The sequence below is a fragment of the Nocardia sp. NPDC057663 genome, assembly GCF_042799895.1.
Classification (GTDB): Bacteria; Actinomycetota; Actinomycetes; order Mycobacteriales; family Mycobacteriaceae; genus Nocardia.
In genome coordinates, this window is the sequence record NZ_JBHVHX010000003.1 from 261,120 (window position 1) to 284,776 (window position 23,657).

At 70.9% G+C, this 23,657-nt stretch carries 26 protein-coding genes; 20 read left to right on the top strand and 6 right to left on the bottom strand.

The features are described 5' to 3' along the window. Positions 1 to 82 precede the first annotated feature (82 nt). The 3 genes from ACFVAV_RS09345 to ACFVAV_RS09355 all read left to right on the top strand — a co-directional run bounded on the left by ACFVAV_RS09345 (position 83) and on the right by ACFVAV_RS09355 (position 2,669). Entirely contained in the window at positions 83 to 724 is a 642-nt protein-coding gene (locus tag ACFVAV_RS09345; protein WP_379032503.1) for a DedA family protein, read from the top strand. A gap of 173 nt (positions 725 to 897) precedes the next feature. Beyond that, positions 898 to 2,022 (top strand): histidine kinase, encoded by a 1,125-nt coding sequence (locus ACFVAV_RS09350; RefSeq protein ID WP_379032506.1) that lies wholly within the window; start codon positions 898 to 900, stop codon positions 2,020 to 2,022. Continuing rightward, positions 2,013 to 2,669, top strand: coding sequence for a response regulator (locus ACFVAV_RS09355; protein ID WP_379032509.1), 657 nt, complete (start codon positions 2,013 to 2,015; stop codon positions 2,667 to 2,669). Before ACFVAV_RS09350 ends, ACFVAV_RS09355 begins: the two co-directional genes overlap by 10 nt. Before the next feature lie 43 nt (positions 2,670 to 2,712). Here the strand turns inward: ACFVAV_RS09355 and ACFVAV_RS09360 are convergent, their stop codons facing one another. Then, positions 2,713 to 3,060, bottom strand: coding sequence for a DUF6463 family protein (locus ACFVAV_RS09360; protein WP_379032512.1), 348 nt, complete (start codon positions 3,058 to 3,060; stop codon positions 2,713 to 2,715). Between the two features lie 30 nt (positions 3,061 to 3,090). Here ACFVAV_RS09360 and ACFVAV_RS09365 point away from each other — a divergent pair, with 30 nt between their 5' ends. The 9 genes from ACFVAV_RS09365 to ACFVAV_RS09405 all read left to right on the top strand — a co-directional run bounded on the left by ACFVAV_RS09365 (position 3,091) and on the right by ACFVAV_RS09405 (position 11,915). Beyond that, a complete protein-coding gene (locus ACFVAV_RS09365) occupies positions 3,091 to 3,681 on the top strand; it encodes a TetR family transcriptional regulator (protein ID WP_379032516.1) in 591 nt (196 codons plus the stop codon). 347 nt (positions 3,682 to 4,028) lie between these two features. Beyond that, positions 4,029 to 4,349 carry an integration host factor, actinobacterial type gene (mihF, locus tag ACFVAV_RS09370; RefSeq protein WP_043653536.1) on the top strand — a complete coding sequence of 107 codons (321 nt, stop codon included), beginning with the start codon at positions 4,029 to 4,031 and terminating at the stop codon, positions 4,347 to 4,349. 5 nt (positions 4,350 to 4,354) lie between these two features. Further along, entirely contained in the window at positions 4,355 to 4,939 is a 585-nt protein-coding gene (gene gmk / locus ACFVAV_RS09375; protein ID WP_379032518.1) for a guanylate kinase, read from the top strand. Beyond that, positions 4,926 to 5,246: a DNA-directed RNA polymerase subunit omega gene (gene rpoZ, locus ACFVAV_RS09380; protein ID WP_373867119.1), complete on the top strand. Its 321-nt coding sequence runs from the start codon at positions 4,926 to 4,928 to the stop codon at positions 5,244 to 5,246. The genes gmk and rpoZ overlap by 14 nt, the downstream gene beginning before the upstream one ends. 28 nt (positions 5,247 to 5,274) lie before the next feature. After that, positions 5,275 to 6,492, top strand: coding sequence for a bifunctional phosphopantothenoylcysteine decarboxylase/phosphopantothenate--cysteine ligase CoaBC (coaBC, locus tag ACFVAV_RS09385; protein ID WP_379032521.1), 1,218 nt, complete (start codon positions 5,275 to 5,277; stop codon positions 6,490 to 6,492). Between the two features lie 204 nt (positions 6,493 to 6,696). Next, a complete protein-coding gene (metK, locus tag ACFVAV_RS09390; protein ID WP_379032524.1) occupies positions 6,697 to 7,908 on the top strand; it encodes a methionine adenosyltransferase in 1,212 nt (403 codons plus the stop codon). A 14-nt stretch (positions 7,909 to 7,922) separates the two neighbouring features. After that, positions 7,923 to 10,256 carry a primosomal protein N' gene (locus ACFVAV_RS09395; RefSeq protein WP_379032527.1) on the top strand — a complete coding sequence of 778 codons (2,334 nt, stop codon included), beginning with the start codon at positions 7,923 to 7,925 and terminating at the stop codon, positions 10,254 to 10,256. Positions 10,257 to 10,357: 101 nt separating this feature from the next. Continuing rightward, complete coding sequence (locus ACFVAV_RS09400) at positions 10,358 to 11,173, top strand: acyl-CoA thioesterase domain-containing protein (protein ID WP_379032530.1); 816 nt, start codon at positions 10,358 to 10,360, stop codon at positions 11,171 to 11,173. Positions 11,174 to 11,300: 127 nt separating this feature from the next. Then, positions 11,301 to 11,915, top strand: a complete 615-nt coding sequence (locus ACFVAV_RS09405; RefSeq protein ID WP_379033563.1) for a maleylpyruvate isomerase family mycothiol-dependent enzyme — start codon at positions 11,301 to 11,303, stop codon at positions 11,913 to 11,915. 20 nt (positions 11,916 to 11,935) lie between these two features. Here ACFVAV_RS09405 and ACFVAV_RS09410 read toward each other — a convergent pair whose 3' ends face one another. Beyond that, on the bottom strand, positions 11,936 to 12,781 hold the full coding sequence (locus tag ACFVAV_RS09410; RefSeq protein ID WP_379032532.1) for an SDR family oxidoreductase: 846 nt from the start codon (positions 12,779 to 12,781) through the stop codon (positions 11,936 to 11,938). A 72-nt stretch (positions 12,782 to 12,853) separates the two neighbouring features. Between ACFVAV_RS09410 and ACFVAV_RS09415 the strand changes: the two genes are divergently transcribed. Continuing rightward, positions 12,854 to 13,444, top strand: coding sequence for a TetR/AcrR family transcriptional regulator (locus ACFVAV_RS09415; RefSeq protein WP_379032535.1), 591 nt, complete (start codon positions 12,854 to 12,856; stop codon positions 13,442 to 13,444). A 2-nt stretch (positions 13,445 to 13,446) separates the two neighbouring features. Here ACFVAV_RS09415 and ACFVAV_RS09420 read toward each other — a convergent pair whose 3' ends face one another. Both ACFVAV_RS09420 and ACFVAV_RS09425 read right to left on the bottom strand, forming a co-directional pair. Then, positions 13,447 to 13,848 (bottom strand): nuclear transport factor 2 family protein, encoded by a 402-nt coding sequence (locus ACFVAV_RS09420; protein WP_379032538.1) that lies wholly within the window; start codon positions 13,846 to 13,848, stop codon positions 13,447 to 13,449. A 42-nt stretch (positions 13,849 to 13,890) separates the two neighbouring features. Continuing rightward, positions 13,891 to 15,465, bottom strand: a complete 1,575-nt coding sequence (locus ACFVAV_RS09425) for an HD domain-containing phosphohydrolase (protein WP_379032541.1) — start codon at positions 15,463 to 15,465, stop codon at positions 13,891 to 13,893. A gap of 89 nt (positions 15,466 to 15,554) precedes the next feature. On the opposite strand from ACFVAV_RS09425, the gene ACFVAV_RS09430 reads away from it, so the two are divergent. From ACFVAV_RS09430 to ACFVAV_RS09455, 6 genes are all read left to right on the top strand, one after another. Next, positions 15,555 to 16,232: a PadR family transcriptional regulator gene (locus ACFVAV_RS09430; protein ID WP_379032544.1), complete on the top strand. Its 678-nt coding sequence runs from the start codon at positions 15,555 to 15,557 to the stop codon at positions 16,230 to 16,232. Positions 16,233 to 16,462: 230 nt separating this feature from the next. Next, positions 16,463 to 17,443: an esterase/lipase family protein gene (locus ACFVAV_RS09435; RefSeq protein WP_379032546.1), complete on the top strand. Its 981-nt coding sequence runs from the start codon at positions 16,463 to 16,465 to the stop codon at positions 17,441 to 17,443. A 77-nt stretch (positions 17,444 to 17,520) separates the two neighbouring features. Then, positions 17,521 to 18,060: a peptide deformylase gene (gene def / locus ACFVAV_RS09440; protein WP_379032549.1), complete on the top strand. Its 540-nt coding sequence runs from the start codon at positions 17,521 to 17,523 to the stop codon at positions 18,058 to 18,060. After that, on the top strand, positions 18,060 to 18,983 hold the full coding sequence (gene fmt, locus ACFVAV_RS09445; RefSeq protein ID WP_379032551.1) for a methionyl-tRNA formyltransferase: 924 nt from the start codon (positions 18,060 to 18,062) through the stop codon (positions 18,981 to 18,983). The genes def and fmt overlap by 1 nt, the downstream gene beginning before the upstream one ends. Before the next feature lie 823 nt (positions 18,984 to 19,806). Continuing rightward, positions 19,807 to 21,120, top strand: coding sequence for an RsmB/NOP family class I SAM-dependent RNA methyltransferase (locus ACFVAV_RS09450; RefSeq protein ID WP_379033566.1), 1,314 nt, complete (start codon positions 19,807 to 19,809; stop codon positions 21,118 to 21,120). 91 nt (positions 21,121 to 21,211) lie between these two features. Then, complete coding sequence (locus tag ACFVAV_RS09455; protein ID WP_379032554.1) at positions 21,212 to 21,556, top strand: MmcQ/YjbR family DNA-binding protein; 345 nt, start codon at positions 21,212 to 21,214, stop codon at positions 21,554 to 21,556. Positions 21,557 to 21,585: 29 nt separating this feature from the next. On the opposite strand, the gene ACFVAV_RS09460 is transcribed toward ACFVAV_RS09455, so the two are convergent. Beyond that, positions 21,586 to 22,374 carry an RNA polymerase sigma factor SigF gene (locus ACFVAV_RS09460; protein ID WP_379033569.1) on the bottom strand — a complete coding sequence of 263 codons (789 nt, stop codon included), beginning with the start codon at positions 22,372 to 22,374 and terminating at the stop codon, positions 21,586 to 21,588. Positions 22,375 to 22,478: 104 nt separating this feature from the next. Continuing rightward, positions 22,479 to 22,901: an ATP-binding protein gene (locus ACFVAV_RS09465; protein ID WP_379032556.1), complete on the bottom strand. Its 423-nt coding sequence runs from the start codon at positions 22,899 to 22,901 to the stop codon at positions 22,479 to 22,481. A gap of 98 nt (positions 22,902 to 22,999) precedes the next feature. On the opposite strand from ACFVAV_RS09465, the gene rpe reads away from it, so the two are divergent. Next, positions 23,000 to 23,656 carry a ribulose-phosphate 3-epimerase gene (rpe, locus tag ACFVAV_RS09470; RefSeq protein WP_379033572.1) on the top strand — a complete coding sequence of 219 codons (657 nt, stop codon included), beginning with the start codon at positions 23,000 to 23,002 and terminating at the stop codon, positions 23,654 to 23,656. Position 23,657 lies beyond the last annotated feature (1 nt).

Here is a 23,657-nt window from a genome sequence, read left to right on the forward strand (position 1 = left end):
ACCCCCCGACTGCGGTCGGCCGGCACGGACCGGGTGGCCGACGCTACTGATCGCCGCCCGCCCGCTTCCTAGCGTCGAAAGCATGGAAACGACAGGCACTTCGGCCGAACTCACCGGCATCGCGGGATGGGCGGTCCAGCTCATGGAACAGCTCGGCGGCCTCGGCGCGGGCATCGCCATCGCACTCGAGAACCTCTTCCCGCCACTGCCCAGCGAGGTGATCCTGCCGCTGGCCGGCTTCACCGCGAGCCGCGGCCGGTTCAGCCTCGCCGAGGTCCTGCTGTGGACGACACTCGGCTCGGTAGTCGGCGCCCTCGCCCTCTACGGTCTCGGCGCCGCCCTGGGCCGCGACCGACTGCGCCGCATCGTCGACCGCCTGCCGCTGGTACGCCTGTCCGACCTGGACCGCACCGAGGACTGGTTCGCCCGCCACGGCGACAAGGCCGTGTTCTTCGGCCGGATGATCCCGATCTTCCGCAGCCTGATCTCGATCCCGGCCGGTGTCGAACGCATGCCGATCGGGCGTTTCACCGTCCTGACCACGGCGGGCAGCCTGCTGTGGAACGCGGTCTTCGTGTTCGCGGGGTACTTCCTCGGGGAGAACTGGCACATCGTGGAGACCTACGCCGGCCTGCTGCAGAAGGCCGTGGTCGTCGTCGTGCTCGGGGCCGTCGCGGTGTTCGTCGCCCGGCGCCTGCGTCAGCCGCGGATCGCCGGGCGATGAGATTCCCGCACCGGCCGGACCGGCACGATCGCGGCCATGCCCGCCCGCGCCCTGGTGATCGCCGCGGGAGCCCATCGGCCGCGAGGGCGCACACCGGCCCGTCGGACCGGCGCGACGGCGGCGGCATCGGGGTCCGGATTATCGGTATGGCCGGGCCGGGCGAGAATTGTGCGATGAGCTCCTCCCCGGCGGGATCCGCGCGCGCCGCCGCCGCGATCGGCGGATACCTGCTCGGCGTGCTCACCGTGCCGCTGGACCTGCTCGGCGTGCTCGTCGCGCCGGTCGCGACGCCGGCCACCGACCGGGTCGCGGCGATCGAGCGATGGCGGGTGACCCGCTTGCTCGGTGTTCCCGCGACCGTGGCTCCCCGGGGTGCGCGGGCGGCCGGGTACCTGACGGTCCGCGCGGTGCTCGGGCTGGTCGGGGCGGTGGTGCTCGGGCTCTGCGGTGCGGGCGTCGTAGCCGCGGCGGCCCTGGTGTACGGCGCGAGCACCGGCGCGGCGGTGCCGATCGTCGACGCCACCGAACCGGGCCAGATCACCTGGACGACGGTGGCGGTGGTCGTGCTGCCCGGCGCGGTGCTGTGTTTCCTCGGGGTGCAGGGACTGGTCGGGGTGGTGCGCGCCGAGGCGTGGGCGCTGCGGCGCAGCGTGCGGCCCGGCTCGGGCGAGCTGGCCCAGCGGGTGGCGCAGCTGACCACGACCCGCGCCGACGTTGTCGACGTCATCGACGACGAACGCCGCCGCATCGAACGCGACCTGCACGACGGCGTGCAGCAGCGGGTGGTCGCGCTGTCGATTCTGCTCGGCCGGGTGCAGCGGGAAGCCGACGAGGATCGGCGCGGCGAGCTGCAACGGCGGGCGATCACCGAGACGGGCCACATCCTCGACGAACTGCGCGAGGTGTCGTGGCGTATCTACCCGGCCATGCTCGCCCGCGACGGACTCCACGCCGCGCTCGAAGCCCTGGCCGACCGGACACCGTTGCCGACCCGGCTCGACTACGCGCTCACCGAACGTGCGCCGCGACCGGTCGAATCGGCCTGCTACTTCACCGCGAGCGAGGCGATCACCAACGCCATCAAGCATTCCGGGGCCGAGACCATCGCCGTCGGCGTCGAACGCGACGGGCCGCTCGTGCGCCTGCGCGTGCGCGACGACGGGAACGGCGGCGCCGACCCCGGCGGCCACGGGCTGGCCGGCATCGCCACCCGCGTCACCGCGCTGGACGGCACGATGAGGGTGGACAGCCCGCCGGGCGGTCCGACCATCGTCACCGTGGAGGTTCCGTGCGGATAACCCTGGCCGAGGACTCGGCGCTGCTGCGCGAGAGCCTGGCCCAGCTGCTGACCGCCGAGGGACACGAGATCGTGGACTCCGTAGGCACCGCGACCGAGTTGCTGGCCGCGGTGCGGGTCCGCCCGCCCGACCTCGTCATCGCCGATGTCCGGATGCCGCCCGATCACGTCGACGAAGGCATCAGGGCGGCGCTCGACATCCGGCGGGACCAGCCGGGGATCGCGGTCCTGGTGCTCTCGCAGTACGTCGAACGCAGGCACGCGGCCGAATTCCTGACCGGCACCGGCGGCATCGGCTACCTGCTCAAGGATCGGGTCGCCGCGATCGGCGCGTTCCTCGACGCGGTCGAGCGGGTCGGCGCGGGCGGCACCGCCTTCGATCCGGAGGTGGTGCGGCAGCTGTTGCTGCACAATCGCGCCGATTCGCCGTTGCAACGGCTGACCGAGCGCGAGCGCGCGGTGCTCGAACTCATGGCGCAGGGCCTGAGTAATGCGGCGATCTGTCAGCAGCTGTTCGTCACGCGCAGCGCTGTCGAGAAGCACATCAACGCGATCTTCACCAAGCTGGACCTGCCCGTGGGAGAGGCCCACAATCGCCGGGTCCTCGCCATCCTGCAGCATCTGCGCGCGGGCGCCGTCGACGCCTAGACCGTGATCGCACCACCCGGGCTGCCGGTGTGACCGGGCCCGGTCACACCGCGGCCGACACGGGGATCCGCCCACGCCACCAGCCCGCCGCGCCGACGGCGAGCGGCACCAGCAGGGTGAGGAATCCCGACACCGGCATGTACACCAACCCGACCACCGTCGTCACGGCGAGCGCGACGAGCACCGATGCCGGCACGAAACCGCGCGCTCGCTCCAGCTCGATCATGGCCACCCCGAGACCGATCCCGACCACACCGAACGTGGTGAACCAGAACGAGAGCTCGGTGTCCTGATCGCCCGCAGCGAGCAGGACGACGCCCATGATCGTGTGGACGGCGGCGATGAACACCACTGCGGCCCCGGCCAGCGGAAAACTAGTTCTTGAATTCATATTCATAAACTGTGCCACTAGGCTGAGCCGGTGGCAAGACCCCGTCTCTTCACCGACGATCAGGTGCTCGACGCGGCCCGCGACCTGCTGGTCGATCCGGCGATCACCCGGCCCGCGATCGCCGCGATCGGCAAGGCCGCCGGCGTGCACACGGGGTCGATCTATGTGCGCTTCGCCTCACGTGACGAACTGCTCGCCCGCCTGTGGTTGCGCTCGATCCGGCGCTTCCACGAAGGCCTGCTCGCCGCGCTGGCCGGGCCGTCGCCGCTGCTCGCCGCGGCCACCTATCTGCCGCGCTACTGTCGCGCCCACCCGACCGAGGCCAGGGCGATGAAGATGTTCCATCGCGACGAACTGCTCGACGTCGGGCCCGAGGATCTCCGGGCCGAGATCGCCACCGTGAACGACGCCATGAACGCGGCCCTGCTCGCTGCCGTCGTCGCCGAATTCGGGACTGCCGACGAGCGCGCGACGGCGCTGGCCGAGGCCGCGGTGAAGGCGATTCCGTACGGTTTGGTTCGCGATTACATCGCCCGCGCGGCACCGATTCCCGCCTGGATCGACGAGGTGACCGCGACCGCCACCGGCGCGGTTCTGGAGCGGTTTCGTTCCCGATCTTGACGACACGCGGTACGAAATCCAGCGACACGCGGGGAATTTCGGGAAAGCCCCTGGTCGGGCACCGCCGGGTTTGCCGTGCCGATGACCACACTGCACGCAACCTGGTGGCTAACATCGCCCATATCGGTAAAAGCGCAGGTGGGGGTATATTTTTTCAATTCGGCGGTACGATCGGTGCGGAGGAATCGGTGGTCACCGCATCGGGCCCGCGCGCCCCATACGGCATCCGTAATCCCGCCCTGACCTGGGGGTCGGGTTCGCAATCGGCGGGCGTCGTGGGTACGGTCGCACAGACCGTCCGGGTAACCGGCGGTAGATCTAGCAATGAACGATGAGACGGAGGAACCGTGGCCCTTCCCCAGCTGACTGACGAGCAGCGCGCCGCTGCTTTGGAGAAGGCGGCTGCCGCTCGCCGTGCTCGGGCGGAGCTCAAGGAGCGCCTGAAGCGTGGCGGTACCAACCTGAAGCAGGTCCTCACCGACGCCGAATCCGATGAGATTCTCGGCAAGATGAAGGTCTCTGCGCTGCTCGAGGCTCTGCCGAAGGTGGGCAAGGTCAAGGCTGCCGAGATCATGACCGAGCTGGAGATCGCCCCCACCCGGCGTCTCCGTGGCCTGGGCGACCGTCAGCGCAAGGCGCTGCTGGCTCGCTTCGACTTCGACGCCTGATTCAGGTGGTCGAACACACGCGGAAGGGTCGGCTGGTTGTACTGGTCGGCCCCTCGGCCGTGGGTAAGTCCACGGTCGTGCGGTGCGTGCGGGAACGCCTGCCCGAACTGGTCTTCAGCGTGTCGGCGACGACCCGGGCCCCCCGGCCCGGGGAAGTCGACGGCCGTGACTACCGTTTCGTTTCCCGAGCCGATTTCGACGCCATGATCGAGGCGGACGAACTACTCGAATGGGCAGACATCCACGGGGGGTTGCAGCGATCGGGCACCCCCGCCGCTCCGGTGCGGGAAGCGCTGGCGGCAGGATCTTCAGTACTGATCGAAGTCGACCTGGCCGGTGCACGGTCGGTCCGGCAGGCGATGCCGGAAGCGCTGCTGGTGTTTCTCGCCCCGCCGAGCTGGGAGGAACTGGTCTCGCGCCTGCGCTCACGCGGCACCGAGACGCCCGAGGTGATCGAGCGCAGGCTCGAGACCGCCCGGGTCGAATTGGCGGCCTGTGACGAGTTCGACACGGTCATCGTGAACAGCGAGGTGACGACCGCCTGCGAGCAGTTGGTATCGTTGTTCGTTAGCACAAATTCGAGTTCTTGACCCACTAACCCCGCAGGAGCCTCCCCTAGTGAGTACGGACATCGCAGCCGCGCCCGCGTACGACACCCCGATCGGCCTCACCAACCCGCCGATCGACGAGCTGCTCGAGCGCACTTCGTCCAAGTACGCCCTGGTCATCTACGCCGCCAAGCGCGCGCGTCAGATCAACGATTACTACAACCAGCTCGGTGACGGCATTCTCGAGTACGTGGGCCCGCTGGTCGAGCCCGGCCTGCAGGAGAAGCCGCTGTCGGTCGCCATGCGCGAAATCCACTCCGACCTGCTCGAGCACACCGAGGGCGAGTGACAATCTCTTTTCCGGAGGCGTAGAGACCATGCGGATCGTCGTCGGGGTCAGCGGGGGCATCGCCGCCTACAAGGCGTGTGCCCTCGTTCGCCGGTTCACCGAGACCGGTCATCAGGTGCGGGTGATTCCCACCGAATCGGCCCTGGAGTTCGTCGGTAAGGCGACCTTCGAGGCGCTGTCCGGCCAGCCGGTGCACACCGGTGTGTTCGCCGACGTGCCCGAGGTGCCGCATGTCCGGATCGGCCAGGAGGCCGATCTGGTCGTCATCGCCCCCGCCACCGCGGATCTGATGGCGCGCGCCGCGCACGGGCGCGCCGACGATCTGCTCACCGCCACGTTGCTGACGGCTCGATGTCCGGTGCTGTTCGCGCCCGCGATGCACACCGAGATGTGGGAGCATCCGGCGACGGTGGCCAATGTCGCGACGCTGCGAGCGCACGGCGCCAATGTCATGGAACCCGCGTCGGGCCGGCTCACCGGCACCGACACCGGTCCGGGCAGGCTGCCCGAGCCGGAGGAGATCTTCGGTCTGGCCTCGCTGCTGCTCGAGCGTCCCGACGCGCTGCCCCGCGACCTGACCGGCCGCCGCGTGGTGATCACCGCCGGTGGCACGCGGGAACCGCTGGATCCGGTGCGTTTCCTCGGTAACCGCAGCTCGGGCAAGCAGGGCTACGCCCTGGCCAGGGTGGCCGCCCAGCGTGGCGCCCAGGTGACGCTGATCGCGGGCAACACCATCGAACTCGCGCCCCCCGCCGCCGTGGACCTGGTCCACATCACCACCGCCGACCAGCTCAAGACCGCGGTCGACAAGCACGCGCTCGGTGCCGATGCGGTGATCATGGCGGCCGCGGTGGCCGATTTCCGGCCCACCCATGTCGCTGCGGCAAAGATCAAGAAGGGCGCCGACGAGCCCGACATGATCCCGCTGACCAAGAACGAGGACATCCTCGCCGGCTTGGTCGACGCCCGCACCGACGGCAGGCTCGCAGGCACCGCGATCGTCGGCTTCGCCGCCGAGACCGGGGACGACAACGGTGACGTGCTCACCCACGCGCGCGCCAAACTGGCCCGTAAAGGCTGCGATCTGCTCGTGGTCAACGCGGTCGGCGAGGGCAAGGCGTTCGAGGTCGACACCAACGACGGCTGGTTGCTCGGCGCCGACGGCACCGAACAGGCCCTGGATCACGGTTCGAAGGCGCTGCTGGCCAGCCGGGTGCTCGACGCGCTCGTCCCGCTGCTGCGCTGACCGGGGTACGGTCCCCCTTACTTCGCGAGATCTGTTGCGCTGCAATGATCGTCGCGCAGTGTACTGCGTACGGACACGGTCTGTGGGCGGCTTCGCCGGTTCGGTGAACAGTCCAGGACAGTCTGTGTGCACTGCGCCACCTAGTCGGTGGTTTGGAATAGTCTGATAAGGAACGAGTAACCCGTTGAGGGAGAGGGAATAACTGTGCGTACGACAGGTAGTCGGCTATTCACCAGTGAGTCCGTGACCGAAGGTCATCCGGATAAGATCTGTGACGCGATCAGCGATTCCATCCTCGACGCGTTGCTCGCGGAGGACCCGAGCAGCCGGGTCGCGGTGGAAACCATGGTCACCACGGGTCAGGTCCATGTGGCGGGCGAGGTCACCACCTCGGCCTACGCCGATATCCCGCGGATCGTCCGGGAGAAGGTCCTCGAGATCGGATACGACTCCTCCGCAAAGGGATTCGACGGCAACTCCTGCGGTGTCAACATCGCGATCGGAGCCCAGTCGCCCGATATCGCGCAGGGTGTCGACACCTCCCACGAGGCGCGCGTCGGCGGTTCCGACGACGCGATCGAGCGCCAGGGCGCCGGTGACCAGGGCCTGATGTTCGGTTACGCCACCACCGACACCCCCGAGCTGATGCCGCTGCCGATCGCGCTCGCGCACCGGCTCTCGCGCAAGCTCACCGAGGTCCGCAAGTCCGGCGTGCTGCCGTACCTGCGTCCCGACGGCAAGACCCAGGTCACCATCGAATACGACGGTGACCGCCCGGTCCGCCTCGACACGGTCGTCATCTCCACCCAGCACGCGGCCGATATCGACCTGGACAACCTGCTCGCGCCCGATATCCGCGCGAAGGTCCTCGACGCCGTCGTCGGCGACCTGGAGCTGCCCAGCCTGGACACCTCCGACATCCGGCTGCTGGTCAACCCGACCGGCAAGTTCGTGCTCGGCGGCCCGATGGGTGACGCGGGCCTGACCGGCCGCAAGATCATCGTCGACACCTACGGCGGCATGGCCCGCCACGGTGGTGGCGCGTTCTCCGGCAAGGACCCGTCGAAGGTGGACCGCTCGGCCGCCTACGCCATGCGCTGGGTCGCCAAGAACGTCGTGGCCGCCGGGCTGGCGGAACGGGTCGAGGTGCAGGTCGCGTACGCGATCGGCAAGGCGGCCCCGGTCGGCCTGTTCGTCGAGACCTTCGGCACCGAGAAGGTGGACCCGGTCCGCATCTCGGCCGCCATCTCGGAGGTCTTCGACCTGCGTCCGGGCGCGATCATCCGCGACCTGGACCTGCTGCGCCCGATCTACGCGCCGACCGCGGCCTACGGTCACTTCGGCCGCACCGATGTGGACCTGCCCTGGGAGCACACGGACCGCGCCGACAAGCTGCGCGCGGCCGTCGGCCTGTAAGACTCAACGCCCGCGTGGCAGCGGACGACACAACGACAGCAGCGGGACGCCCGATCGCTCGGGTGCTCCCGCTGCTGTCGCCTGCGCACCTGGACCGTGACTTCGACTACCTGGTGCCGCCGGAACTGGACGAGATCGCGCAGCCCGGCGTGCGGGTCCGCGTCCGTTTCGCGGGCCGCCTGGTCGACGGGTACCTGCTCGAGCGTCTCCCGCGCAGCGAGCACACCGGCAAGATGGTGAAGCTCGAGCGCGTCGTCTCCCCGGAACGCGTCCTCACCCCGGAGATCCTGCGCCTGGCCACCTCCGTCGCCGCCCGCTATGCGGGTACCCGGGCCGATGTCCTGCGCCTGGCCATCCCGCCTCGCCACGCCCGCACCGAGGCTGGTGCTACCAAAAAATCCACTGCCGCAACGGAATCCGCCACCGATGCGATCGCAATCGACGAGGTCGAGCCGGTCCCGGCGGCAGCGGAGGACCCGGCCGTCAGTGGTCGCGGCCAGCAGCCGGTGAGCGATCGGTCCGGGGTGGACACGGGGCATTCCGAGACGGATTCCGCTCTCGACGAGTACTCCAGCGATCGAACGCGACCGGAATCGGCGACAGCGCGAGAATCGTCGACTGTCGATTCGCCCCGTGGGCAGGATCTGGCCGATAGTCCGCGAGCTGAGCCCGGAGCGCAGGCGGGGGTGGCGCAGCAGCCGTCGACTCCCGGTTCCGACGGTGAATCATCCAGTGCGGCAATGGAACTGAGCGTCGATACTTCGGCATGGGGTAGGTACGTGCACGGCGAGGCGTTCGTCGGCGCGCTGCGGCAGCGTAGGGGTGCGCGCGCCGCGTGGCAGGCGCTGCCGGGGGAGGACTGGGCGGCGCGGCTGGCCGAACTCGCCGCCACCGTGGTGGCCGGTGGGCGCAGCGCGGTGCTGATGGTGCCGGATCAGCGTGACCTCGATCGGCTGCTCGCCGAATGTGTTCGGCTGGTGGGGGATTCGGCGGTCGGGTTGTCGGCGGGGCTGGGGCCCGCGGCGCGGTACCGGCGGTGGCTGGCGGTGCTGCGCGGGCAGGCGCGCATCGTGGTCGGCACCCGCGCGGCGGTGTTCGCGCCCGCGCGCGACCTCGGGCTGATCGCCCTCTGGGACGACGGCGACGACACCTACGCCGAACCGCGTGCGCCGTATCCGCACGCCCGCGAGGTGGCGATGCTGCGCGCCCACGAGACGGGCGCGGCCTTCGTCGCCGCCGGTTTCGCCCGGACCGCCGAGATCCAGGCCGTGGTCGAATCCGGCTGGGCCCGTGACCTTCTCGCCGAGCGCCAAGTGCTGCGCGAGGTGATGCCGCGGATCAGCGCGCCCGGTGACACCGACTTCGCGCTGGAGCGGGACGCGCTCGCGCGGGCGGTCCGGATGCCCGGTGTCGCCTTCGCGGCGGCGCGCGCGGCGATCAAGGAGAACGCCGCGGTGCTGGTCCAGGTGCCCCGGCGCGGCTACGTCCCCTCGCTGGCCTGCGCGAAATGCCGGACGCCTGCTCGCTGCCGGCACTGCAACGGGCCGTTGGCGCTGCCCCAATCCGCCGACGGCCAGGCGGCGAGCCCGCAGTGCAAGTGGTGCGGTATCACCGAGGCCGCCTTCCGCTGTCAGGCCTGTGGCGCGCGCGCATTGCGGGCGATGGTGATCGGCGCGGCGCGCACCGCCGAAGAACTCGGCCGGGCGTTCCCCGGCGTGCCGATCCGGGGCTCGGGCGGCGGGGAAGTCCTCGATACCGTCGAGCCGGGCGCCCAGGTGGTCGTCGCCACGGTCGGCGCCGAACCGCTCGTGCGCGGCGGCTACGGGGTGGCGCTGCTGCTCGACGGCTGGGCGTTGCTCGGCCGCGCCGACCTGCGGGCGAGCGAGGACACGCTGCGCCGCTGGATGGGCGCCGCCGCCCTGGTCCGGCCGCGCGGACAGGTCATCGTGATGGCCGAGCCCGCCCTGCCCACCGTCCAGGCACTGGTCCGCTGGGACCCCGTCCACCACGCCGCCGCCGAACTCGCGGCGCGCGCCGAGGTCGGCTTCCCGCCCGCCGTGCGCCTGGCAGCCGTCGACGGCACGTCCGCCTCGATCGCCGAGTTCCTCGACGCGGCGGCGCTGCCCGACGGCACCGAGGTACTCGGTCCGGTTCCGCTGCCGCCGACGGCTCGGAAACCGTTCTCCGGCAGCGATTCTCCGGCGGAGGTCGAGCGCATGCTGCTGCGAGTCGGCCGATCCGCGGGCGCGCCCTTGGCGCGCGCCCTGACCGCTGCCCAGGCGGTCCGCAGCTCCCACCGATCCGACGACCCCCTGCGGGTGCAGGTCGACCCGGTCGACATCGGCTGATCGGGCCGGCAGCCCGGCTGTGACCGGGTGACGAGCGCCCGTCGGATTCGGCGGCGACGGCCCTGTCCTACCATGACCTCGGGTGAGCAGAGAGGATCGTGGTGGAGTTCTTCACGACGCGCGACGGGATGTACGTGGCGAGCGATCTGGCGGTGAGCCGCTGGTCGCCGAACCAGCTGCACGGCGTCGCGGTCTGCGGTCTGCTCGCACGGGAGGCCGAGAAGCACAGTCCGGGAACGGGGTTCGTGCCGGCGCGGCTCTCGGTCGACCTGTTCCAGCAGGTCACCCGGGAGCCGATCACGCTGCACAGCGCGGTGGTGCGGGCAGGCAACCGCATCAAGGTCGTCGATTCCTGGCTCGTCCAGCAGGACCAGACGCGGGCCAGGGCCACCGTGACCTTCCTGGCCGCCACCGACGACCCGCCGGGGACGATCTGGCAGCCGCGACGGGACCTGCCCGCCCCCGCGGAACGCCGGGACGATCCGCAGGGCGCCCTCCCGCTGTTCAAGTCCGGTGACGGCGACTGGATCGCCGACGTCGGCGCGGCGCTCGACGCCGGGCGCAAGGTCACCTGGCAGAACCTGCCCCCGCTGGTGGCCGGGGAACCGTTCACCCCGTTCCAGCGGGCCGCCGCCACCGGCGACCTCACCAACCTGGTCTGCCACTGGGGTTCGAGCGGCGTCGGCTACATCAACGCCGACATGACCCTCACCCTGTCCCGCCTGCCGGTGGGCCCGGAACTCGGCATGCAGGCCCTCGACCACGTCGGCAACGCCGGTGTCGCGGTGAGCACCGCGACCATGTACGACCGCGAAGGCCCGCTCGGCACCTGCGTGATCACCGCCGTGGCCAACGACCGCCGCCGGTCGGCCCCCGCCCAGCGCGGCGAACCGGTGCCCGCTACCGCCGAGGGCTGACACCGGGCCCGATGAATTCGCGCGCTCGGCGTCGTCTGCACTGACGATGGCGCGCGCCCGCGCGTCCCCGAACCGCGCCCTGGAGGTGCCCGTGGCGACAACCCGCTCTAGCGACGAACTGTGGGCGATGACCCACGCCGAACGGGCGGCCCTCGCCGACGACCTCGCCGGCCTGGACGACGAGCAGTGGGCCCGTCGATCGCTGTGCGGGGACTGGGTGGTCGAGGAGGTCGTCGCCCATCTCACCGCGGCGGCGAGTATCGGGCGGCTGCGCTGGCTGGCCAGTGTCCTCGGCGCCCGCTTCGACTTCGACCTGCACAATGCCCGCCGGCTCGCCGAACATCGCGGTACCACGCCCGCCGAGACGCTCACCCGGTTCCGGGAAGTCGTGTCCAGCACGACCGCGGCGTCCGGGCACACCGCGGCCTGGCTCGGCGAGGTCGTCGTCCACGGCCAGGACATCCGGCGCCCGCTCGGACTGTCCACCACCCCCTCGATCGAGGCGGCCACCGCGGTCGCGGACTTCTACGCGAGCCGCGATTTCACCGTGCCCAGCAAGACCACCATCGCCGGCCTGCGCCTGGCGGCCACCGACGGGCCCTTCGCCACGGGCACCGGTCCGCTGGTCAGCGGTCCGACGATCGCGCTGGTCATGGTCATGGCGGGCCGCACCGCCGGTGTCGACGAACTCGCCGGACCCGGCCTGCCCACGCTGCGGGCTCGCCTGAACGACGAGGCGTGAGCTGAGCCGGGGGACCCCACTCAGCGGTACATCGCCCGCTGCCGCAGTGCCCACTCCGCGTACGAGGTCGCCGGGCGCCCGAGTATCCGCTCGATATCGCCGCTGACCTGCTGCTCCGCCACGGTCGGCGTGCCGAGGATGGTCAGGGTGTGGTCGGCGACCGCCTCGGGCATGAACCGCAGCATGTTCTTCTTCGCCTGCTCCGCGCTGAGTTCGACGAAGGCGATCGGCTCGTCGACGGCCACGGCGAGCGCGGCCGCCTGCTCGCGCGGGGTCACCACGGCCGGACCGGTCAGCGTGTAGGCGTGACCGGCGTGCCCGTCCGCGCGCAGGGCGACGGCCGCGACCGCCGCGATGTCCCCCGGGTCGACCGAGGGCAGGCCGACATCGCCGAACGGCGCGGCGACGGTGCGCGCGGTGCGCACCGGCTCGATCCAGGCATAGGTGTTGGAGAAGAACGCGCCCGGCCGCAGCGCGGTCCAGGCGAGATCGGACTCCGCCAGTGCCCGCTCGAACGCGACGGTCCGCGCGTAGCCGGCCGAGCCGGGCCGGGTCACCGCGCCCTGCGAGGACACGAACACCACCCGGCGGATACCGGCGGCGGACGCGGCCTTCAGCAGCTGGGCCGGTTCGGGTCCGGTCATCAGCTGCTCGCCGGTGATCAGCAGGAACAGGGCGTCCGCGCCCCGGAAGGCGGGGGAGAGGCTGTCGAGGTCGCCCAGGTCGGCGACGACGTGGTCCACGCCCGCGGGCAGGTCGACGGGGGTGGCACCGCGCGAGACGGCCCTGACCCGCTCGCCCGCCGCGGCGAGCAGACCGACCAGCTGGCGTCCGATATTGCCGGTGGCACCGGTGACGACGATCATGAGAACTCCTGAGTTAGTTGGCTGACTAACTCACCGTAGCAACGCTCGTCGGGGCTGTCTATAGTTAGTTGTATGACTGACTCAGTGGCGCAGGTGCGGCCGAAGATCGGGAAGCGGGAGCGGCTCGTCGAGGCGGCCGCACGGGTCTTCTACGAGCAGGGCGTCGAGAAGACGACCATCGCCGACATCGCCGTCGCGGCCGAGGTGCCGGTCGGCAACGTCTACTACTACTTCAAGACCAAGGACCAGTTCGTCCAGGCAGTGATCGACACCCACGCGAGCGTGCTGGCCGGGATCGTCGCCGGGATCGACCCGCTGCCGGGACCTGCCGAGCGGTTGAAGGCGATGGTCGCGAGCTGGGTGGACCAGCGCGATCTCGCCGCGCGCTACGGCTGCCCGACCGGCTCGCTGGCCGCCGAACTCGACAAGCGTCCCGACGCCTTCGGCGGCGAACCGGCACGGCTGATGAGCCTGCTCATCGACTGGGCGCGGGCCCAGTTCACCGCACTCGGCAGGCCCGACGCCGCCGAACTCGCCGTCGCCTTCGTCGCGGCGTATCAGGGAATCTCTTTGCTCGCCAACACCTTCCGCGATCCCGAACTGATGGTGACCGAGGGCGCGCGGCTGACCCGCTGGATCGACGAGCTGGCCGGGCAGGGCTGAGTTCACCCGGCGGGCTGCCAGCCCGAGCACAGCAGATCGATCGTGGTGATCCGGTCCCGCTCGGTCGTGAGGAAGACCCGCTGCTCGGCGATCCGGGCCGCGCCGGGATCGTGCGCGGGCCGCATCCGGACCAGCCAGTGCAGGGCGAGCTTGTCGCCGCGGCGTTCGTGACCGGCGTCGACGACGGCGAACTCGTCCGGTCCGCCGAACCAGCCGCGGAACCGGTCCATGGTCGGGCCCGAACCCAGCGCGTCGAACGCCCCGGGCGGGATGAGGCCGCGCAGGCGCACCTCGGGAGCGAGGCAGGCGGTCATGGCCGTGAAGTCGCGCCGGATCAGCGCGGCGAGAAACGTGTCGGCGACCGGGGATCCGGTCGTCTGCCGGGGAGCGGTGGAGGTAGTCATACCGGAAGTCTCGGCCGCGCGCGGCGGCCGGACATCGGGTGATCACCCGATCTTCGCGGGCTGATCCTCGTCCGGCAGCAGGCCGTGGCGCATCGCGAACACCGCCGCTGACCCGCGGCTGTGCACCCCGATCTTGGTGTAGATGTGCTCGACGTGGCTGCCCGCGGTGCGCGGGCTGATGCCGAGGACCTGCGCGATCTCGCGGGTGGACCGGCCGCGCACCAGCAGCGCGAGGACATCGAGTTCGCGCGCGGTGAGCCCGGCGACCTGGGCGCGCCTGCGCGGCCTGCGGCCCTCCGCGGCGGCCAGCACCGCCGCGACGGCATCGCCGTCGAGCCGGCCCGCGGTCACCTCGGCGCGCAGGAGCCGCGCCCGGTCGTCGGGGTCGGCGGCCGGGCGATGCGGGCGGTCCTCGGCAAGCGCGCGCGCCATCTGCGCGGCGGCCAGCAGGCGCGCGGCCGGTGGCAGCATCGAGCCGGTGAGCCCGCGCGGATAGCCGGAGCCGTCCATCCGCTCGTAGACCATCGATGCCGGTCCCGCGAGCAGCGCGAGGTGCGGGCTGCGGGCCAGGATGCGTTCGGTGAGGTAAGGGACCATCCGCACCCGTTCGCGTTCGCCCGGGGTCAGCGGTCCCGGCTTGTTCCAGATGCCGGTCGAGACGCCGATGGTGCCGAGCCGGCACACCAGTCCGGCCCGCCGCACCGTGGTCGCCTGCTCGGCGGGCAGGCCGTACTCGCGGGCCGCCGCCGCGGCCAGCTCGGCGACGGCGCGCGAATGGCCCAGGAACCAGGTGGCTTTCGCGTCGGCGTAGTCGGCGAACACCGTGAGCACGTCGGTGAGTTCGGCTTCGGGAACGGGGCGGTCGAGCGCGGCGCAGCCGTCGATGACGTGCTGCCAGGCATCGACCCGGTCCAGTCCGTCGAGCAGCGCGCCGTCGTCGCGAACGCACAGCTCGACCAGCTCCGGATCGAACTCGGTGCCGCTGCGCGAGCGCAACATCCGGACGGCGGCCTCGACGCCGCCCATCCGCGCGTGCACCTCGGCGTCGTCGGCGATGTGGACCACGCGCATCACCGGGATGATCCCGTCGCCGCGCAGGCCCGCGGGAACGCCGTGGCCGTCCCAGCGTTCGAACGCCTGCGGTAGTGCGGTGCGGACCGCGGCGGGCAGGTCGAGGCGCTCGGCGATGTCGGCGGCGGTCCGGCAGTGGGTGAGCAACGAGTCCATGCTGTCGCGCACGCCGCCGGCGAGGAACCGGCTGGTCACCGAGATCCGCCGCAGCGGGGAGCCGGTCGTGGCGAGGTGGCCGAGCAGGAACGTCAGCATCGGCAGCCCGGTCTTGTCGATCTGGTAGCTGTCGGCCCTGATCCGCAGGTCGTCGCCGAACCAGCGCGCCATCTCGGGGGAGTCGGCGACGCAGCCGACCCAGGCCAGCAGCGAAATGTAGTACGCGGCAGCGCGATCGGCGTCGGACAGGCCCGCGGCCGCGGCGAGCCGGGTGGCCAGCACGGTCTGGCGCAGGACGTGCTCCTGCGGCTGGCCCAGGCCGAGGTCGGTGGCCAGCGACAGCGAGGCGACCAGTTCGGCCAGGCGCATCGGCCGGCGCGGCTCCGTCATGGTGAATTCAGAATACCCCTTGCGCTCGATGCATTGCCGATATATCGTCGATAGTGTCAAGAACAACGAGAGAGCCTGAGGAGGCTGTCATGCACAACGCAGAGAAACGAGAATTCGGACACTTCGGTCGTGGACGTGGACCCGGCCCTACGGAATTCGGTCCCGATCGGCGGCAGTTCCGCCGGGGTGGGCGACACGGGCACGGTCCCGAGTTCGGACCGGGCTTCGGCCCCGGGTTCGGGCCGGGTTTCGGTCCCGGCTTCGGTCGTGGACGCGGCCGCGGCGGGCGGGGCAGGCGCGGTGACGTGCGTGCCGCGGTGCTGCTGCTGCTCGTCGAGCGGCCCATGCACGGCTACGAGCTGATCCAGCAGATCCGCGAGCGTAGCGACGACGTCTGGCGTCCCAGCCCGGGTTCCATCTACCCGGCACTGGCCCAGCTCGAGGACGAGGGTCTGGTGCTCATCGAGAAGGTGGCCGGTCGTAAGACCGCCCAGCTCACCGACGAGGGCAAGGCCTATGTCGAGGCCAATCGTGAGGAGCTCGGCGACCCGTGGGCGGAGGTCAAGCAGGACGTCGGCGCCCAGGCGCTGGACCTGCGCGGCCTGGTCGGACAGGTCATGGGCGCGGTCGGTCAGGTCGCCCAGGTCGGCACGGCGGAGCAGGCGGCCAAGGCCGCCGAGGTGCTCACCGAGACCCGGCGGGCGCTGTACCGCATCCTCGCCGAGGACGACATCACGCCCGGGGGCGACACCACGTCCGAGAAGTGAGCTCCCGGTGTGTCGCGCCCGGTCGGGGGACGGGGGCGAGCGTGCCCTGCCGAGCATGTCGCAGTGCGACGGCAGGGTGCGCGACGCACCGGAACAGGCCGCGGTCGGTGCCGTCACGGAACCCCCGATAATTCGGGGCAGCCCTACCCCCTTCGTGGGGGTGCGAAACCCACGCCGAGGGTGTATCTCTTTGGGATATGGGACATCCGCGGCGCAGGTGGGTTTGGGGAATGGCACAAAAGCGACGGGCGGGCGCGATCGCGCTAGCCGTCGCCGCGACCTTGGGGAGCATGGTCTCGCCGGCCGGAGCCGAACCCGCGGGGTACCGGCCTGCCGTCGTGCCGAACGAACCGGGCCCGCGGCAGACCGACCATCTCGCCGCCGCCCGCTATCTCGACGGGCATCCGAGCGCGGTTCCGGTGGGGGTCAACAACTTCGGCTGTAAGCCGACCGCCGAACATCCGCGTCCGGTAGTGCTCGTGCACGGTACCGACTCCAGTGCGTACTCCGATTGGGCGGGTATCGGTCCGCAGCTCGTCGACGCGGGCATGTGCGTGTTCGCCCTGAACTACGGCGGCGCGCCGGGCGCCGATACCTTTGGCACCGAAGACATGCGGATCAGCTTCGCCCAGCTCGCGGCCTTCGTCGACGACGTGCTCGCGGTGACCGGTGCGGCGAAGATCGACCTGGTCGGCTTCTCCCAGGGCGCGACCGTGAGCCGGTACTACGTCAACAAGCTCGGGGGAGCGCCCAAGGTCGGCACCTGGGTCGGGCTCGCCTCGCCCAGCTACGGCGGCGTCATGTACGGACTCGTGCCGGTCGGTCAGGCAGTCCCCGGGATGATGGATGTCTACGCGAAGGTCACCTCGACGGCCGCGGTCCAGCAGGCGCAGGGTGAACCGCTGATGGTCGAGCTCAATGCCGGTGGCGACACCGTGCCCGGCCCGCGCTACGTCACCGTCGGCAGCAGGGTCGACGAGATGATCCAGCCTTTCGAGAACATCGCCCTGCACGGCGCGGGCGCGGAGAACCTCGTCCTCCAGGACCTCTGCGCCGACGACCTGACCGGCCATTTCCACCTGGTCTACGACCCCTTCGTGCAGCAGCTATTGCTGCGGGTCCTCGACCCGGCGCACGCGACCGCTCCGGTCTGCAAACCGGTCGCGCTCGGCACCGGTATCCCGCAGGTGATCATCGCGGGCAACTCCTGACGGCGACGCCGGGCGGGAGCACCGTCCGCGGTCACTAGAATGGGACGACCGCACTTCGTCCAGCCGGGAGCCGCCGCGTGACCATTCAGCCCGTTCGCCTGTTCGGCGACCCCATTCTGCGTTCCCGTGCGGATGCGGTCACCGAGTTCGGCGCCGAGCTCGGCCAGTTGATCGCCGACCTCACCGAGACCATGCACGACGACGGCGGGGTCGGGATGGCGGCGCCGCAGATCGGGGTCGGGTTGCGGGTGTTCGTCTACGACACCGGTGACGCCGCGGGGCACGTGGTGAATCCGGAATGGACGGCGATCGGTGCGGACGAGCAGGTCGGGCCCGAGGGCTGCCTGTCGATTCCCGGCGTGCGCTATGACGTGCGCCGCGCGATGCGGGTGCGTGTCACCGGCGTCGACAGTGCCGGTGCGCCCGTGGAATTCGAGGCCGAAGGGCTGCTCGCGCGATGCGTGCAGCACGAGACCGATCACCTCGACGGTGTGCTGTTCGTGAACAAGCTCGAGCCGGCCGACCGCAAGGACGCGATGCGCACCATCCGCGAATCCGATTGGTTCCGTGCCGGAATCACCGTCCGCGAGTCCAGCGGTGTCGGCGGTGGCCGCTGATGCGCGTCGTCTTCGCAGGCACACCCGAACCCGCGGTGCCGTCGCTGCGCAGGTTGATCGAGAGCGAGCGCCACGAGGTCGTCGCCGTGCTCACCCGCCCCGACGCCGTCGCGGGCCGCGGCCGCAAGATCATGCGGTCACCGGTGGGGCAGCTCGCCGACGAACACGGCATCCCGGTGCTCACCCCGCGCAAGCCCACCGAGCCAGAGTTCGTCGCGGCACTGACCAACCTGGCCCCGGACTGCTGCCCGGTGGTGGCCTACGGCGCATTGCTGCCCCAGCAGGTGCTCGACATCCCCACCCACGGCTGGATCAACCTGCACTTCTCGCTGCTGCCCGCCTGGCGTGGCGCTGCGCCGGTGCAGGCGGCCATCGATGCCGGTGACGACTTGACCGGCGCGTCGACCTTCCTGATCGAGGCGGGCCTGGACACCGGCCCGGTGTACGGCGTGATGACCGAGCAGGTCGGCGTCACCGACACCGCGGGCGAACTGCTCGCCCGGCTGGCCGAGGCGGGCGCCGTCCTGCTGGACAAGACCCTCGACGGCGTGGAAGACGGGACGCTGCAAGCGATTCCGCAATCCGGCGACGGTGTGTCCTACGCGCCGAAGGTGACCGTGGAAGCCGGCCGGATCCGGTTCGACGAGACCGCACTGGCCATCCACCGCCGCATTCGCGCCGTCACCCCGGCGCCCGGCGCGTGGACCGAGATGAACGGACTGCGCCTCAAGCTCGGCCCGGTGGAGATGGTGGAGGAAACCTTGCCCGAACGCGAGATCGAGGTGCGCAAGTCCGGCGTCTTCGTCGGCACGTCGACCACAGCGGTCCGGCTCGGCCAGGTCCAGCCACCCGGCAAGAAGATGATGAACGCCCTGGACTGGGCCCGCGGCGCCCGCCTGGCAGCTGGCACGGTGATTGGATGAGCGAGCGCAGCGAGCGGCCGACAAACACAGCTGCCCTGGCAGTCATGCCGGAGCCGAGCGTCAGCGAGGTGCAGGCATGAGTGCCTCGGATCGCAGGCGACGCCGGGAAGCCGACCAGCGCGGCGGAAATACGCCGCGCGACGAACGCAAGGTCACGGGCAAGAACGTCGACGGTGGCTGGGCGGCCCGCGCGGCCAAGGGCGGTGGCACCGTGCGCGCCGGTTCCGACCGCGCAACGCCGCAACGATCCGGTGGTTCGCGCTGGTCTGATGACCGGGGCGACGCTGGTGACAGCCGGTACGGCGGGTCGGCACGCAACACGGGTGACCGTCGGCGTGACGATGACAACGGCCGTGGAGCGAGCGACTGGCGCCGAACCGACGACCGTGATCGCGCTGCGCGTGGTGGCGACGAGCATGGTCGTGGTGCGGGTGAACGGCGTCATTCTGACGATCGCGGGGGCGCTGGACGCTCCGGTGCGCGCGCCGGCGGCGAACGCGTGGACGAGCGGCGCGGTCGCGACGAGCGATCGGGTGCATCGCGGTCGGGTGCTCCGCAAGGACGTGGCGGTGAGACCGGTGGTCGGCCCGCGGCGGATCGTGGTGCCCGCGAGGAAGGTTCGCGGAGCCGTGGCGCTGCGGCAGGCCGTGCCGGTGGCTCGCGCCCGAGCGGCGACTCGGCCCGCGGTGGCAAACGCTCAGCTGGTGAGCGTGGCGGTAGTCAGGCCGGTCCGAAGACGGATCGCAGGCGCGAGGATCGGCCGGATCCCAGTGTGCCGAGCCCGCGGAAGCGGCGCGGCGAGCCGGTCGATCCCGCGCGTGAAGTGGCCCTCGATGTGCTGCGGGCCGTGCGCGAGCGCGACGCCTACGCCAACCTGGTGCTGCCGAAGTTGTTGCGGGAGCGCAAGATCAGTGGGCGTGATGCCGCGTTCGCGACCGAACTCACCTATGGCGCGTGCCGCTCGCAGGGGCAGCTCGACGCGGTGATCGCGGCCTGCGCGGGGCGGCCGGTGGCCGAGATCGACGGGCCGATCCTCGATATCCTGCGGCTCGGCGTCTACCAGCTGCTGCGGACCCGCACCGGCGCGCATGCCGCCGTCGATACCTCCGTCGACCTGGCCCGCGCCGAATTCGGCCAGGGCCGTGCCGGTTTCGTGAACGCTGTGCTGCGCCGGGCAGGGGAGAAGACCGTCGAGGAGTGGGTGGCCGAGCTGGCGCCCGCCGATCCCGTCGGCGGCCTCGCCTTCGAATACGCCCACCCCACCTGGATCGCCCAGTCCTTCGCCGACGCGCTCGGCGCGCAGGCGGGCGAGCTGGGTGCGCTGCTGGCCGCCGACGACGAGCGCCCGGTCGTGCACCTGGTCGCGCGGCCCGGTGAGATCACCGCCGAAGAACTCGCACTGGTCACCGGCGGCGAGGAAGGCCGCTGGTCGCCGTACGCGGTGTACCTCGAAGGCGGCGACCCCGGTCAGCTCGAGCCGGTCCGCGACGGCATCGCCGCGGTCCAGGACGAGGGCAGCCAGCTCGTCGCCGTCGCGCTGACCAAGGCACCGCTGAACGGCCCCGACGCGGGCCGCTGGCTCGATCTCTGCGCAGGTCCCGGCGGCAAGGCGGCCCTGCTGGGCGCGCTGGCCGCGATCGACCTGTTCACCGTCGACGCCGTCGAACCGGCCGAGCACCGGGCCGAACTGGTCCGCAAGTCCACCCGCGGGCTGCCCGTCACCGTGCACGTCGCCGACGGCCGTGACAGCGGCCTGACCCCCGGCTACGACCGCATCCTCGTCGACGCGCCCTGCACCGGCCTCGGCGCGCTGCGTCGCCGGCCCGAGGCCCGCTGGCGGCGCACCCCCGCCGACGTGCCGGAACTGGTGACCTTGCAGCGGGAACTGCTCACCGCCGCCTGGGACCTGCTGCGCCCCGGTGGCGTGGTCGTGTACTCGACGTGCTCACCGCACCTGCCCGAAACCGTCGCGGTCGTCGGCGATTTCGTCCGCCGCTCCGGCGCCGAGCAACTCGACACCCGCGAGTTCCTCCCCGGTGTCACCGACCTCGGCGACGGTCCGTCGGCCCAGCTGTGGCCGCACCGCCACGGCACCGATGCGATGTTCCTGGCGGCTCTGCGCAAGCCTGTCGACTAGCGGGCGGCGGGCTACGACGCGCACGTCGTAGCCCGCCGGCACGTGACATTCGTCCAATCGCCCGGCGCCCGCACAGGCGCAGAATCAGGGCATGGCGATGACGTGGGAACAGGTGGTGGCGATGGCGACGGCGTTGCCGGGCGTCGAGGAGGGCACCTGGTGGCGTAGTCCCGGGCTGAAGGTCGGGGGGAAGGGCTTCGCGCGGTTGCGGGTCGAGGCCGAGGGTGGGCTGGCACTGCTGTGCGAACCGGGGGAGAAGGAAGCCTTGCTGGCCTCCGGCGATCCGGCGTTCTACACGACACCGCACTACGACGGGAGCCCGTACGTCCTCGTCGATCTCGCGGTGGTCGACCCCGATCAGCTGGCCGAACTCGTCGACAGCGCCTGGTGGCTGCGGGCGCCCGCCCGGCTGCGGCGCGAACGGCAGGGGGCGTAGGGACGTCGTTGTCCCGGCGGGGCGGAACCTCAGTCCCGTTCGGACAATTCGCGCAGGCGGGCAAGGGTTTTCGCGAGGATGCGCGAGACGTGCATCTGGGAGATCCCCAGCTGGGCCGCGATCTGGGTCTGCGTCATCGACTCGAAGAAGCGCATCGTCAGAATGCGACGCTCGCGTTCGGGCAGGCCCGCCAGCAGCGGACGCACCGCGATGTACTCCTCGACCCGGTCGAACTGCGATTCCTCCTCGCCCAGGGTGTCGAGCAGCGAGGCATCGCTGTCGCGCCCGACCGAGGCGGCATCGATCGAGGTGGGCTGATACGCGTTGCCCGCGATCACCGCCTGGGTGACCTCGTCGGGGTCGACGTCGAGTTCGGCCGCGATCTCCTTCGCGGTCGGGGAGCGACCGAGCCGTTGCGACAGCTGGTCGACCGCTGCCCCGATGCGTAGGTGGGTCTCCTTGACCCGCCGGGGAACTCGCATCGCCCAGGTGTTGTCGCGGAAGTAGCGCCTGACCTCACCCATGATCGTCGGGACGGCGAAGGACAGGAAGTTCGAGCCGCGGCTCAGATCGAACCGGTCCACCGCGTGCACCAGGCCGACGCGCGCCACCTGCGACAGATCGTCGAACGGTTCGCCGCGCCCGCTGAACTTCCTGGCGATGTGATCGGCCAGCGGAATGCACCGGTTGATCAGCGCGTCCCGCGCGATCGCGTGCGCGACACTGCCGGGCTCGGTCGCCGCGAGACGCTCGAACAGCGCGCTGACATCGTCGTAGCCGGAAACCGGCTCCTCGGTCTCGGCGTCCTCGGCGACGATCTCCTCGGCCGGGTTCTCCGCCGCGGCGCCGTTGTCGGCGGCCTGCGGTTCGGCGCGGGTTTCCTGGTCGGGCTTGTGGTCTTCGGTGGTGTCCTCGCCGCGCACTACGCCTTCCCCCGGACCCGACGGAATCGGACCGTCGTCGGATAACCGGACACGACCGGGTCGAAGCCCTGCTGATCGGCGCTCACCTCGTCGCTGAGCGTGCGCAGCACATGCCAGCCGAAGCTGCGCTGATCCGGCATGCCCTCGGCCGCGGCGACACCGTCGACCCGCACCATCAGTTCGCTGTCACCGACCACGAATTCGCAGGTCAGCGTCGTTCCGGGCGCCGCGATCGCGATGAGCGTCGAGCAGACCTCGTCCACAGCCAGGCGCACATCGGCGACCTCGTCGAGGGTGAAATCGCTGAGCAGGACCAGGGTTTCGGCCAGTCCGCGCAGGATCGGCAGCTGGGTCAACGAAGCTGCTACGCGAATCTCCACCGGGGCGCTGAACAGCCCTTGTTCCGCCGAAATATTGGTCACTCTATGGAGGCTACCCACATCCAGGCAGGGCAATCACCATTTGGTCGCTACACTTGCGCGCTGTGTCCACACCGACGTTCTCCCGCCCTGCCAAGCCGATGATCGCCCCGTCCATCCTGTCTGCGGACTTCGCGAACCTGGCCGCCGAGGCCGCCGCTGTCGAAGGCTGCGACTGGCTCCACGTCGACGTCATGGACGGCCACTTCGTGCCGAACCTCACACTCGGCCTGCCGGTGGTGCAGAGCCTGCTGAAGGCCACCGACATCCCGTTCGACTGCCACCTGATGATCGACGACCCGGGCCGCTGGGCGCCGGGTTACGCCGAGGCAGGCGCCTACAACGTCACCTTCCACGCCGAGGCGACCGACGACCCGATCGCGGTGGCTCGCGACATCCGTGCCGCGGGCGGCAAGGCCGGGCTGTCGGTGAAGCCGAATACGCCGATCGAGCCGTACCTGGAGATCCTGCGCGAATTCGACACCCTGCTGGTGATGAGTGTCGAACCCGGTTTCGGCGGGCAGTCGTTCATTCCGGGCGTGCTGGAGAAGGCGCGGATCGTGCGCAATCTGGTCGACGCGGGTGAATTGCAGCTGGTCGTCGAAATCGACGGCGGCATCAACCTCGACACCATCGAGCAGGCCGCCGCGGCGGGCATCGATTGCTTCGTCGCCGGCTCGGCGGTCTACAACACCGCCGATCCCGGCGCCGCGGTGCAGACGCTGCGCAGCATCGCGACTGCTGTCTGGCAGCCGTAGG

What these genes read in the sequence shown, in the direction of transcription:
- ACFVAV_RS09430 (WP_379032544.1), top strand. Translation starts at nt 15,555, where the DNA reads ATGCACAACGCAGAGAAACGAGAATTCGGACACTTCGGTCGTGGACGT.
- ACFVAV_RS09415 (WP_379032535.1), top strand. Translation starts at nt 12,854, where the DNA reads ATGACTGACTCAGTGGCGCAGGTGCGGCCGAAGATCGGGAAGCGGGAG.
- fmt (WP_379032551.1), top strand. Translation starts at nt 18,060, where the DNA reads ATGCGCGTCGTCTTCGCAGGCACACCCGAACCCGCGGTGCCGTCGCTG.
- ACFVAV_RS09455 (WP_379032554.1), top strand. Translation starts at nt 21,212, where the DNA reads ATGGCGATGACGTGGGAACAGGTGGTGGCGATGGCGACGGCGTTGCCG.
- rpe (WP_379033572.1), top strand. Translation starts at nt 23,000, where the DNA reads ATGATCGCCCCGTCCATCCTGTCTGCGGACTTCGCGAACCTGGCCGCC.
- ACFVAV_RS09360 (WP_379032512.1), bottom strand. Translation starts at nt 3,060, where the DNA reads ATGAATTCAAGAACTAGTTTTCCGCTGGCCGGGGCCGCAGTGGTGTTC.
- ACFVAV_RS09410 (WP_379032532.1), bottom strand. Translation starts at nt 12,781, where the DNA reads ATGATCGTCGTCACCGGTGCCACCGGCAATATCGGACGCCAGCTGGTC.
- ACFVAV_RS09435 (WP_379032546.1), top strand. Translation starts at nt 16,463, where the DNA reads ATGGCACAAAAGCGACGGGCGGGCGCGATCGCGCTAGCCGTCGCCGCG.
- ACFVAV_RS09350 (WP_379032506.1), top strand. Translation starts at nt 898, where the DNA reads ATGAGCTCCTCCCCGGCGGGATCCGCGCGCGCCGCCGCCGCGATCGGC.
- ACFVAV_RS09405 (WP_379033563.1), top strand. Translation starts at nt 11,301, where the DNA reads ATGACCCACGCCGAACGGGCGGCCCTCGCCGACGACCTCGCCGGCCTG.
- ACFVAV_RS09345 (WP_379032503.1), top strand. Translation starts at nt 83, where the DNA reads ATGGAAACGACAGGCACTTCGGCCGAACTCACCGGCATCGCGGGATGG.
- ACFVAV_RS09420 (WP_379032538.1), bottom strand. Translation starts at nt 13,848, where the DNA reads ATGACTACCTCCACCGCTCCCCGGCAGACGACCGGATCCCCGGTCGCC.
- ACFVAV_RS09425 (WP_379032541.1), bottom strand. Translation starts at nt 15,465, where the DNA reads ATGACGGAGCCGCGCCGGCCGATGCGCCTGGCCGAACTGGTCGCCTCG.
- coaBC (WP_379032521.1), top strand. Translation starts at nt 5,275, where the DNA reads ATGCGGATCGTCGTCGGGGTCAGCGGGGGCATCGCCGCCTACAAGGCG.